Raw genomic sequence first — 11,766 nt, 5'->3', positions numbered from 1 at the left:
ATGCTGAAAAATTGGACAAACATATTTTTATACCACATCAAAAACAACAAGCTTTTTACCGCTTTAAATGTTTTGGGATTGAGCATTGGTATTGCAGGATTAATTTTTGCTATTCTGTATTGGAACGACGAACATAGTTATAACGATTGGAATCCAGAGAAAGAAAGAGTTTTTCTAGTGGTTAATGATCTTGGAGATGATGTTATTTGGGCAAATTCACCAGGGCCTATTGGTACTGTTTTGCAAAAAAACACCACTGAAGTTGACTCACATTGCTACATGAATTTAGGTTATTATGAAGAACGTGTTCAGTATAAAAATAAAAAAGAAAAATTTGTGATCACTGATGCACAAAAGAACTTCTTTGAATTTTTTCCATTTGAATTTATAAAAGGAAACCCGAAAAATTGTCTTTCTAAAACTAGTGTTGCTATTTCAGATGAGGTTGCAAAAAAACTATTTGGAAATGAAAATCCAATGAACAAAATCATTGACTATTCAGGCAAAAAATTAGCAGTTAAGGGTGTTTATATATCAAACAAGAAATCAGTAATTGCTCCCGAAATGGTAACTAATTTTATTGATGATAAGCTAAATCCAGAAAGTAATCCTTGGGGTAATTTCAATTTTGGCCTTTTTGTAAAACTTAAAAATGTCGATTCAAAACAAAAAGTTGAAGCAGTAATTGAGGAATTGCATTATAAAAACAATTTACTTCGATGGGCAAAAGATGAAGGATTAACCCCCGGAGAATATTTGAAAAAATATGATGAAGAACCTATGAAAATAGTTTTAGAATCACTAAAAGATTCTCGACTTCATTCAATTACAAATGATTATCCTGAAGGCAAAGGAAATTTTCAGCTTTTAATCATTATGATGGGATTATCCCTTTTAATTTTAGTTCTTTCTATTGTAAATTACATCAATCTTGCTACAGCAAATGCTATAAAACGGGCAAAAGAAGTAGGCGTTAGAAAAATTATTGGAGCTTCAAAATCAAATATTATCAAGCAATTTATTTTTGAAACAATATTGATTACTGCATTTTCAATTCTGCTAGCATTAGTTATTGTAGAATTATCATTGCCATACTATAATGAATTTCTTGGGAAAAAATTAATCATTTTCGGAAGTCAATTTTACTTGCAATTGCTGCTAATTTTTATCATTACCATTGTTGTAGCGGGAATTTTTCCTGCCGTATATGTATCTAATTTTGAGACTTTAAAAGTATTGAAAGGTAATTTTGGTCGAAGTAAAAACGGCATTTGGTTGCGCAACGGAATGTTGGTCTTTCAATTTGCAATCGCTACTTTTTTTATTGTTGGTTTTTATATTGTTTTTCAACAAATAAAATATATTTCTAATAAAGATTTAGGATTTAAAGGTGATCAAGTACTTTCCATAAATTACAGAAATAAATACGACTGGAGAGAAAAAGGATACGAGAAAAAAATATACGATAGATACAATATGGTTAAAACCGAAATTTCAAAAATTAAAGGTGTTGAGCAAGTAGCTACAGGTGCTTTTTCATTTGGAAATGGTTCGGGAAGTTCTTCAAGTTTTCAATATAAAAAGGCAAATATCCAAAGCCAAAATATGGGTGTTGACTTTGGAATGTTAGAAATGATGCAAATCAAAATCAAAGAAGGAAGAAGTTTATCCGACAAATTTGCTTCTGATACTATTAATTCAATGTTGATAAATGAAGTGTCAATGAAAATGATGGGTGAAAAAAAACCAATAGGAAAAGAAATAGATTGGAATGGAAAAAAATTAAAAATAGTAGGCGTTGTAAAAAATTTCAATTTATACGGTCCACAAGCTGAAATCCCGCCAATGGTGTTTTTTCATTTTAAAACTATTGACTGGATGTTGCAAAACAGTAATAAAATTCATGTGAAAGTAAAGAGCGAAAACATGGAACAAACTATTGCCAATATTGAAAAATTCTGGGTTAAAAACGTTGATAATGAGGATCCTTTTACCTATGATTTTGTAGATAAACAGTATGCTCGAACCTACGAAACATATGTGAAGCAAAAGAACTTATTCTCCTTATTGAATGTAGTTGTCATCTTGATTGCTCTTTTCGGATTATTTGCTTTGGCATCATTTTCAATTGAAAGACGTATGAAAGAAATCGCTATCCGAAAAACACTTGGAGCAGAAACCAATGTTCTACTAAAAGAATTATCTAAACAATACATCATTTATTGTGTTATTGGGTTTTTACTGGCTTTATTTCCAGTGTATTATTTGCTTAATATGTGGCTAGAAAATTTTGCTTTTAGAATTACTATCTCAGTGTTGCCTTTTTTACTTGGTTTTGTAATTCTATTAAGCTTAACATTAGTTATAGTGCTCTCTAGAGCGTATCAAGCCACACGATTAGATGTACTGAAATATTTGAAATATGAATAAAATAATCTTTTTATTAATAGCTTTCTTTTTTTACTGTTTTTCTCTTTTGGGGCAAGAGCAGCATTGGTCTCTGCAGCAATGTATTGAAGCAGGAAAGAAAAATTCTATCGCCATTAAAATTCAGCAATTGGATATTAAAAAAGCACAGAAAGAACATAATTCAGTTGGTAATCAATTCTTACCTACAGTTTCTTTTACTGGAAATCAAAGTTATAATTTTGGTTCAACCATTAATCCTTCCACCAATGGAAGGGAAAGTTCAAATATCCAAAATGATAATTTTAATTTGAATGCACAAATGAGTTTACTTGATTTTAAAGCTATTGCGAATGCTCAAAAGAGTAAAATAGCTATTGAATTGTCAAAAGAAACTTTAAAAATTGTTGAGAACGAATACCAACTTCAAATCTTGGAGAGTTATTATCAAACACTTTTTACCCAAGAATTACTTAAAATTCAAGAAGAGCAATTCAAGAATTCTGAATTTAATCTGGAGAGAGTGAAAAAAGAGGTTGATATTGGTTCCAAATCAAAAAGTGATTGGTATGATATGCAATTAAGTTTCGCTCAGGAAGAGAAAAGGATATTAGAGACAAAACAATTGTTACTGTATCAAAAGAAGCAACTTTTTCAGTTAATTAATATTGAAAATACAGCCATAGAAGCTGTGCTCTTGAATGTTTTGATTGAAACAACTTTTAGCCAAACAATAACTATTGATAATAATCCAAAGTTGAGATATGCGAAGTTAAATTATGAAAGTAGTTTAGCAGACGCTAAAATTGAAAGAGCTAATAACTTGCCTTCTTTGATTTCCTTTTATAGTTTTTCTACTTTTTATTTTAAAACACTTAATCGACTCAATGTTCAAACGGTTGATTTTGGTAAACAAATCAAAGATAATAAGAATCAACAAGTTGGAATCCAGCTTGATATTCCCGTTTTTAATGGTTTTCGTAATTCGAAAAGATTGTCTGCCTTGAAAATTGAAGCCGAAAAAACAAGATTATTAATTGAACAAGAAACTTTAAAAGTTAAAAATCAGATTGATCTAGAGAATCAGAATAAACAAAATTATATAAAACTCTCTGCAAAGTTGCAAGAAATGAAGGGTTTTGCCGAAGTTTCTTTTAGGTCGTCTCAAGCCAAGTTTTCAACGGGTATCATTGATGCTGTAGTTTTTTCGACGGTAAAAAATCAATTACTTACCACGGCTTATGATTGGTTAAAAAATCAGTTGCAAGTAAAGTACGTTGATCAGAAAATTGCACTTCTTAAAGGTGAAATGTATTAAAATGGTTTTCCCTATTTTTCTATCAATATTTTCAATTCAATCCTAATTGATTCCATAAATTTCCTATTATCTTTGCAATCCAAAATCCATCTTATTAAAAGATTAGCGATTGTATAAAATAATAATAATGAAATTAGATAGAAAAGAAATACTAAAAGCATTAGAAACGATTACTATTGCTGGAGAAGGAAAAAATATGGTAGAAAGCGGAGCTATCGCAAATGTAGTTACTTTTGGTGATGAGGTAGTGGTGGATTTAGTATTACACACACCCGCTATGCATATAAAAAAACGTGCAGAAGACGATATTAAAAAAACGATTTTAGAGAAAGTTTCTGCCGAAGCTAAAATCAAAATCAATAGCAAAGTTGAAGTGCCAGATAAACCAGAAATTAAAGGTAAAGCCATTCCTGGTATCAAAAATATTATTGCTGTAGCCTCTGGTAAAGGAGGAGTAGGAAAATCTACTGTTACGGCTAACTTAGCTGTTTCCTTGGCTAAAATGGGGTTTAGTGTGGGAGTTTTAGATGCTGATATCTACGGTCCTTCTATGCCTATTATGTTTGATGTAGAAAACGAAAAACCAATTTCTATTGAGGTTGATGGAAAATCAAAAATGAAACCGATTGAAAGTTATGAAGTAAAAATGCTTTCGATTGGATTCTTTACCTCGCCTAGCCAAGCCGTAATCTGGAGAGGTCCGATGGCATCTAAAGCCTTGAATCAAATGATTTTTGATGCGAACTGGGGTGAATTGGATTTTATGTTAATTGATTTACCTCCAGGAACAGGCGATATTCACTTGTCTATCATGCAGTCTTTGCCAGTAACCGGTGCAGTGGTAGTAAGTACGCCTCAAGCTGTTGCTTTGGCTGATGCAAGAAAAGGTGTTGCCATGTTCTTATCTGATGCAATCAATGTTCCGGTTCTGGGAATTATTGAAAATATGGCTTATTTTACACCGGAAGAACTTCCTGAGAATAAATACTATATCTTTGGTAAAGAAGGCGCTCGAGATTTGGCTGCCGATTTAAATGTTCCATTCCTAGGAGAAGTCCCAATTGTACAATCTATTCGTGAAGCGGGTGATTATGGGCGCCCAGCAGCTTTACAAACGGATTCTATTATTGGAACTGTTTTCGAAAGTATCACTCGAAATGTAGTGCAAGAAACGGTAAATAGAAATGAGAATTTACCAGCTACCGAAGCCATAAAAATTACAACAATGGCGGGTTGTTCAGCAGTAAAAAAATAATAATTAAAACTCAACCTTCAGGGCTTTTCTTTGAAGGCTGAATGGTTAAATAGTTCACTATGACAACAGAAGAAATAACCGAGAATGTAATTAAAGCATTAGACGAAATCAGACCATTTCTTAAATCGGATGGAGGTGATATAACGCTCATCTCTATAGAGGAAGACAAACATGTAAAGGTTAGACTCGAAGGTGCTTGTACCAGTTGTAGCGTCAATCAGATGACTTTGCGTGCTGGTGTAGAAACAACGATCAAAAAATTTGCACCTCAAATTGAGACCGTAGTTAATGTGATGTAGTAGTTCCTTTTTTGGTAGTATAGTTTATAAGTTCTTTGGAGGGAGTAGGTTTTGCAGTATTAAGATCTAAATTTAAAGTATAAGCTATTTTTATAATTGAATAAATATAACGATGTAGTTCGTAATCTTTATTGATTTCGTTTTTTGGTTTCGTTTTTTTTCTTGTTTTGATAGAAAAATGTGCGAATAATTCATTTTTATTTTTCCCCTTTATTTGGGTAAAAATTTATATTTGATTTATTAACCTTAAACCTAACTAATTATGAAAAAGCAGTACTTACTTTTTATTTTGTTATTGTCAATTTGTAACAGCTATGGACAGGAACTTATTCAGGAAGCAGAGGTTTCAAAAGCCTATGTTGGATATGCTGATGGATGGCAAAATACATCTTTTAAAACTCCAGTAAAAGTATTTTCTAATCGATTAGGCTTTTTAAAAATTTCTGGAGCTAATTTTTTAATTGAGTTCAGTGGAGATAAAGCCAAACTTGAGGAAAATACAGCTTTTGATTCAGCAGAATTAACTGCTCAAGAGCTTGTAAGTTCAAAAAACGAAAAAAATGGTTTGGTAAGTACTACCTATAAAGGTAAATTGGTTTATAATACCTTTGATGGTGTCTATTCTCCAGATGTTTCTGTCGTGTATACGATCAATCAAGCGGATATACTTCGTTTGAAAATTAGTAATAACAAAAATAGTAAACAATATATTTTTGATCTTGTGATCAAATAAATAATAGGAATTATAAATAATGGATGTTTTAATAAAGATTAAAGATAGAGAAGGGGTTGTTCACGAATTACAAGCGCCAACAGATATGGCAATGAACATTATGGAATTGTGCAAAGCTTATGAGTTGCCAGTAGAAGGAACTTGTGGAGGGATGGCCATGTGTGCATCTTGCCAGTGTTATGTGCTCAATGATGTTGAACTGCCACCTATGGGCGATGATGAAGAAGCCATGCTGTCCGAAGCTTTTTATGTAAAATCCAATAGCCGTTTAGGTTGTCAAATTCCAATAACGGAAAGTCTTGAAGGACTTGAGTTAGAATTGGCTCCAGAAAATTAAAAATCCCTTTATGGGATTTTTTTATGCTTAGAAATACAGTTATTTTTATAAATTATTTTTTGTATCTAACGTATCTTAATGCAATAAAACTCATAAAAAAACAACTTCGTACTTTTAAGAATCTTAAAGTAATTGTTTTATTTAGAATTAATATAAATAATATTATATTTGCATCGGAATTCTGGCCAATACCACAAGGGCTTTATCCAATTTCTTTAATTACTCTTAGAGTCAAATATAATGAATAGCAATAGTCACTTTGAATCCAAAACCTTTACTGCATTTAAAGAAGGAGATCAGGCGGCATTTTCTTATTTCTATTCTAAGTATTTTTTAAAAATACAATCTTTTAGCCTTCAATTTCTTTATGATTCAAATGATGCTGAAAATCTAGCACAAGAGGCTTTTGTCTATTTATGGGAAAAGAGAGAGGGTATTGAATCTATCGGTGGTATTCCTTCCTTTTTATACACTTTTACTAAATCAAAATGTCTCAATATGATTAGACATAAAAAAGTAAAAGATAAATTTCAAAGCAATTTTTTAAATGAGAAGCAGAGAGAATTAGATGTTGAGATACTAAATACAATTCAGTTAGATACTTTAGAATTGACCGAATTAGAAAGTATAATTCAAGAATCTATTAGCAATTTACCGCCCAAAACCAGAGAAATTTTTATAAAAAAACGGTTTGAAAATAAAAAAAATGCCGAAATCGCTCAAGAAATGGGAGTGAGCTTGAAAGCTGTTGAAGCCCATGTAACTAAGGCTTTAAGGATTTTGAAAGCCAAATTGTCTGATTATTTGTTCTTGATTATTTGTTTTTATTTATAATAATTAAAAATAGAAGATAGGGTATTTTAATTTTAAGGTGTACTTATAATGGAAGAAGTTTTAAATCACATATATGTCATCGGAAATAATAAATAAATACCTTTCTAACGAGGCTTCAGAACAAGAAGTTCAGGAGCTTTTTGATTGGATTGATGCATCAGAAGAAAATAAGAATCAATTTATAGCAGCAAAGAAACTATGGGTCTTGACTACTCTTTCTTCTGATGTACCAATTGAAACGGTTCCTGTAGTTCAGTTGATGTCTAAAAAAAGTTTCAGAACGTATTTTCAATATGCTGCAATATTTTTGGTACTTCTAGGATTAGGATCAACTATTTTTTTATTTAATACTAAATCTAAAGCTTCAAAAGAAGTTGTTTTGGAATTAGGCGACGGCCGTTTAGAATTTTTTTCTGGAAAAACTCAGACGATTTTGTTAAATGATAAAGGCGATTTGGTTGCTAAAAAATTTCCAGACAAAATGGTTTACTTTGGTAAAGTTCAGGATGAAGAAGTTGTTTATAATACACTTTCGGTTCCATATGGAAAACGTTTCAAACTTCAATTATCAGATGGCACCGTTGTGAGTTTAAATTCAGGAACTACCTTTCGTTATCCAGAGCAGTTTGGGATAAGCGAAAATCGAAATGTTTACCTCTCTGGAGAGGCATTTTTTGAAGTAGCCAAAGACAAAGAACATCCATTTGTCGTTCATGCAAATCAGGCATCGGTTGAAGTTCTTGGTACTACATTTAATGTGAGCGCCTACCCCGAAAACCCTACCGTTAATAGTACATTAATTGAAGGAAGTATTCGAATGTATGAGGTACTTAATCCATCTAATGCTGTTTTGTTAAAGCCCAATCAAATGGTAACATGGCAGAATAATTCTAAGAAACTTGTTTTAAAAGAAGTCGACCCCACATTATATGCAGCGTGGACAAAAGGTGAACTTGCTTTTAAAGATACTCCATTTTCTATTATTGCTAAAATTCTTCAGCGAACCTACGATGTAGAAATTATCAATGAAAATTCTGATTTGGCCAGACAGAATTTTACGGGTACCATTAGGATTAGCGAATCTAGTGTCGAAAATATTTTAGACTTGCTAAAACGCGATACGCCTTTTAATTATTCCATTCAACAAAAAACAATTACAATTACCAATCTTCGTTAAATAAGCAAAATGACATTTACGACACAACCTATTTTAAGAAAAATTCTGTTTTTCTTGGCCATTTTCATATTTGGTTTTAAAGGATTTTCTCAGAATAAATTAATTACGATACAAGTTAAAAACAAACCATTAGGTTTAATTATCAAATCTATTGAAGAACAAAGTGATTTTAAAATAATCTATAATACCCGTAAAATAGACGCGGAGCAATTGGCAGAATTAGAAGTTAAAAATGCCACTTTAGAAATGGCTTTAACACAGTTATTAAAAGGTAAAAAAATTTCGTTTTACATTCAGAAAAAGCAGGTTTTATTAACGAGTTCAATTTCGGATATATTAGATACCAACGGACAGGAAACACAAAGACTAATTAGTGGCATGGTTTATAGTGCTAAAGACAAACTTCCGCTTCCAGGGGCTTCAATCCGTATAAAAGGAACTGGAATGGGGGCAGTAACCGATTTTAACGGAGAGTTTGTGTACCAATTAAAAGGAAACAATATTCCAGATTTGGTACTTGAAGCAGGTTTTTTAGGGATGGAAACCCAGTCTCAAAAAGCCGATAATAAAAAATCTTTTGTTTTTTATCTTCATGAAACTACAGATGAATTGAATCCAGTAGTGATTACGTCATCTTATGGTACTACAAAATTGAAAGAGGAAATTGTAGGAAGTATTTCAACTTTAGAAGCTAAAGATATTGCGATAGCACAAGCCTCTGAAAGTTTCGACAAAATGATTTCTGGACAAATTGCAGGTGTCTTGGTTGAAAATACAACAGGTGTTGGCGGTCCAGTAAAGATTAATATTCGCGGGCAAGGGACATTATCTTCATTAACTGGAGCAATTACAGGAACATCATCTCAGCCTCTTATTATTGTTGATGGTGTAGTAATGAGCGAAGAATATGCGATAGATAGTGGTGATTTTGATGGATCTGGAATTTATGCTGAAAATTTAGCTAATCCATTAATGAAAATTGCACCCGAAAATATTGAAACTATCTCAGTCTTAAAAGATGCGGCAGCAGTAGGTATTTATGGAGCTGATGGTGCAAACGGTGTAATTTTAATTACGACAAAAAAAGGGATAAAAGGAAAAACACAATTTGGTTTTTCTAATCAGCTTGGAATTTCTTCTGCAATTAATCAAATTAAATATTTGAACGGAGAGCAGTATACAGCAGTACGAAACGAATATTTAAAGAACACCACGACAAATTATGTCCCAGTTACTTATAACGGAGTTAATACTGACTGGTTTGATTTGTTGAATAAAGCTGGGATTTATAATAAATACAATTTTAATGTTTCTGGATCATCTTCAAAATTTTCGTATCGGACAAATGTTAGCTATACAAAAATTGACGAGCCTCAAATGGGAAATGAATCAAAACAGTTAAATGCTGGAATCAATTTAGGGTTTGGTTCTGGTAAATGGGATGTCAATTTAATGCTGAATCCTAGTTTTGTTCAGAAAGATGCGCCTAATATCTTTTACAGTTTTGCTTATCTTCCTACACTTTCTCCTTACAATACAGATGGCTCTTTTGCAAATTTAGGCGTGAGCGGAGCTACTGCTGGGAATCCATTGGCTGCCATAGAGCAAAATAAAAATGAAACACAGACATTTGGTTTGTTGGGAAGTTTTAATGTATCCTATAAACTCAATGATAATATCAAGTTCTCTACTCTTTTTGGGATGGATTATAGTGATAAAGATCAAGATCGATACTTCTCTGGAGCTAATGAAAGCGGTCAGTCTAATGGGTCATTTACTCTTAATGGTATTCTATATCCAGCTTGGGGACGACGTTTATTAAATGAAAGGAATGCAACAAAATGGAACTGGCAAGGACAAGTATTGTTTAATAAAAACATTGCAGAAAATCATACTATTGATGGCGTGATTGGTTTTGAATTGAGTGAGGATAAAACCAATTTTGAGTATTCCTCTGGGGTTGGATTTGTAAATCCAAATGTAATAAATCCAATTACTGACGCAATAAGAGATGATAATGCTGCTACACCAAATGTTGATGAATCTAAGGCTGGACAATCTTATAGAAGTGAAATCAGCTATAATTCTAGAGTTTCATTGTTCTCACAGTTAAATTATAACTATAAAAAACGATATTATTTACTAGGCAATTATCGTCGTGACCAAAGTTCTGTTTTTGGTGACGATACCGATGTGGCGCATAACGGAGGATTGGGTGCAGCATGGATTGTAAGTAACGAAGACTTTTTGAACGCTTCATCATGGATTGATTTCTTAAAGCTAAAAGCTAGTTATGGTACTACCGGAAATTCTAGAATTGGATCTTACCGATCTAAAGGTTTGTACAATGTTTCTCAAAACGAGTATAATGGAGGCATTGGTGCAACTACAGGAGCTGCTCCAAATGGAAATTTGAGCTGGGAAAAAAATACCAAGTTCAATGCTGGTTTTGACTTTACTATTTTCAACAGAATTGAGCTGACTTTAGAATACTACAATGACAATAAAAGTGATTTGATTACAACAAGAGAAATCCCTACAGAAACGGGCTACAGCTCTGTGCAATTAAACGCTGCAAGCATGTACAATAGAGGTTTAGAGCTTACAACTAGGATCAAATGGGTGAAAAACAATGCTTTTAAATGGACAACCGTATTTAATATTGCGACTGTAGACAGTAAAGTAACTGAATTAAAGGGATTAGGAGAAGATTATTCTTTAGCGAATTTAGCTTTAGCACAAAAAATCGGGTATAGTACTAGTACTTTTTGGGGAATCAAATGGGTTGGTGTAGATCCTGCAACGGGTAGAGATCTTGTCGAAAAAAATGGTAAAATATATGATACCAAGACTTACAGTGATCTATACACTATTGCAGATTGGGAACCAATTGGAGACAAACAGGCAGATGCTTATGGTGGTTTTTATAATGATTTTACTTTTTTTGACAAATTAACCCTTTCTATTAGAGGGGAATATCAAATTGGCGGTGATTTTTTTGTGTCGGATGCTTTGGTAGATAAATATTCTAACACATTTAACAGGAATCTTTCGGTAAATGCTTATGATTACTGGAGAAATCCAGGAGATGTCGTTTCGCAGGCTGCAGTTACGTCTTCACCTCTGATGTCAAATTTAAGTAAATATGTATATGATGCTACTTATGTCAGAATCAGTAATATTAATTTGAGCTATAATGTGCCGATAAAAAACACATTCTTGGACCATCTTTCTGTTTTTGCTGATGCTTCAAATGTAGCATATTGGTACAAAGAAAAGAGCCCAAAAGGAATGAATGGAATAAGAGAATACAGTTTTGCTTACCCTCAGGCTAGAACTATCTCGCTGGGAGTTAATGCTAAATTTTAAAATTTTGAAATCGCCATAAATCTGAAGTTTACCTATAT

The 11,766-nt window shown here is 32.4% G+C and carries 9 protein-coding genes; all 9 read left to right on the top strand.

From position 1 onward, the window contains the following. The 9 genes from WFZ86_RS06250 (at position 1) to WFZ86_RS06210 (ending at position 11,728) form a co-directional block, all read left to right on the top strand. Positions 1–2,430 carry an ABC transporter permease gene (locus WFZ86_RS06250; protein ID WP_342691140.1) on the top strand — a complete coding sequence of 810 codons (2,430 nt, stop codon included), beginning with the start codon at positions 1–3 and terminating at the stop codon, positions 2,428–2,430. Next, positions 2,423–3,724, top strand: coding sequence for a TolC family protein (locus tag WFZ86_RS06245; protein WP_342691139.1), 1,302 nt, complete (start codon positions 2,423–2,425; stop codon positions 3,722–3,724). The genes WFZ86_RS06250 and WFZ86_RS06245 overlap by 8 nt, the downstream gene beginning before the upstream one ends. A 127-nt stretch (positions 3,725–3,851) precedes the next feature. Then, positions 3,852–4,979, top strand: coding sequence for an Mrp/NBP35 family ATP-binding protein (locus WFZ86_RS06240; protein WP_342691138.1), 1,128 nt, complete (start codon positions 3,852–3,854; stop codon positions 4,977–4,979). A gap of 59 nt (positions 4,980–5,038) precedes the next feature. Next, entirely contained in the window at positions 5,039–5,278 is a 240-nt protein-coding gene (locus WFZ86_RS06235) for a NifU family protein (protein ID WP_342691137.1), read from the top strand. A 262-nt stretch (positions 5,279–5,540) separates the two neighbouring features. Further along, a complete protein-coding gene (locus WFZ86_RS06230; protein WP_342691136.1) occupies positions 5,541–6,011 on the top strand; it encodes a hypothetical protein in 471 nt (156 codons plus the stop codon). A gap of 19 nt (positions 6,012–6,030) precedes the next feature. Further along, the gene (locus WFZ86_RS06225; protein ID WP_035717200.1) at positions 6,031–6,348 is read left to right on the top strand and encodes a 2Fe-2S iron-sulfur cluster-binding family protein; all 318 of its coding nucleotides are present in this window, start codon (positions 6,031–6,033) and stop codon (positions 6,346–6,348) included. A 240-nt stretch (positions 6,349–6,588) separates the two neighbouring features. After that, positions 6,589–7,182, top strand: coding sequence for an RNA polymerase sigma-70 factor (locus tag WFZ86_RS06220; protein WP_342691135.1), 594 nt, complete (start codon positions 6,589–6,591; stop codon positions 7,180–7,182). A 73-nt stretch (positions 7,183–7,255) separates the two neighbouring features. Next, positions 7,256–8,359: a FecR family protein gene (locus tag WFZ86_RS06215; protein ID WP_342691134.1), complete on the top strand. Its 1,104-nt coding sequence runs from the start codon at positions 7,256–7,258 to the stop codon at positions 8,357–8,359. Positions 8,360–8,368: 9 nt separating this feature from the next. After that, a complete protein-coding gene (locus tag WFZ86_RS06210) occupies positions 8,369–11,728 on the top strand; it encodes a SusC/RagA family TonB-linked outer membrane protein (RefSeq protein WP_342691133.1) in 3,360 nt (1,119 codons plus the stop codon). The last annotated feature ends 38 nt before the right edge of the window (positions 11,729–11,766 follow it).

Origin of the sequence: Flavobacterium polysaccharolyticum, from assembly GCF_038739875.1 — a bacterium.
In the GTDB taxonomy this organism is placed as follows: Bacteria; Bacteroidota; Bacteroidia; order Flavobacteriales; family Flavobacteriaceae; genus Flavobacterium; species Flavobacterium polysaccharolyticum.
Note: the sequence above shows the minus strand (reverse complement) of the source record. Positions and strands in the feature narration are given on the sequence as shown.

What these genes read in the sequence shown, in the direction of transcription:
- WFZ86_RS06250 (WP_342691140.1), top strand. Translation starts at nt 1, where the DNA reads ATGCTGAAAAATTGGACAAACATATTTTTATACCACATCAAAAACAAC.
- WFZ86_RS06245 (WP_342691139.1), top strand. Translation starts at nt 2,423, where the DNA reads ATGAATAAAATAATCTTTTTATTAATAGCTTTCTTTTTTTACTGTTTT.
- WFZ86_RS06240 (WP_342691138.1), top strand. Translation starts at nt 3,852, where the DNA reads ATGAAATTAGATAGAAAAGAAATACTAAAAGCATTAGAAACGATTACT.
- WFZ86_RS06235 (WP_342691137.1), top strand. Translation starts at nt 5,039, where the DNA reads ATGACAACAGAAGAAATAACCGAGAATGTAATTAAAGCATTAGACGAA.
- WFZ86_RS06230 (WP_342691136.1), top strand. Translation starts at nt 5,541, where the DNA reads ATGAAAAAGCAGTACTTACTTTTTATTTTGTTATTGTCAATTTGTAAC.
- WFZ86_RS06225 (WP_035717200.1), top strand. Translation starts at nt 6,031, where the DNA reads ATGGATGTTTTAATAAAGATTAAAGATAGAGAAGGGGTTGTTCACGAA.
- WFZ86_RS06220 (WP_342691135.1), top strand. Translation starts at nt 6,589, where the DNA reads ATGAATAGCAATAGTCACTTTGAATCCAAAACCTTTACTGCATTTAAA.
- WFZ86_RS06215 (WP_342691134.1), top strand. Translation starts at nt 7,256, where the DNA reads ATGTCATCGGAAATAATAAATAAATACCTTTCTAACGAGGCTTCAGAA.
- WFZ86_RS06210 (WP_342691133.1), top strand. Translation starts at nt 8,369, where the DNA reads ATGACATTTACGACACAACCTATTTTAAGAAAAATTCTGTTTTTCTTG.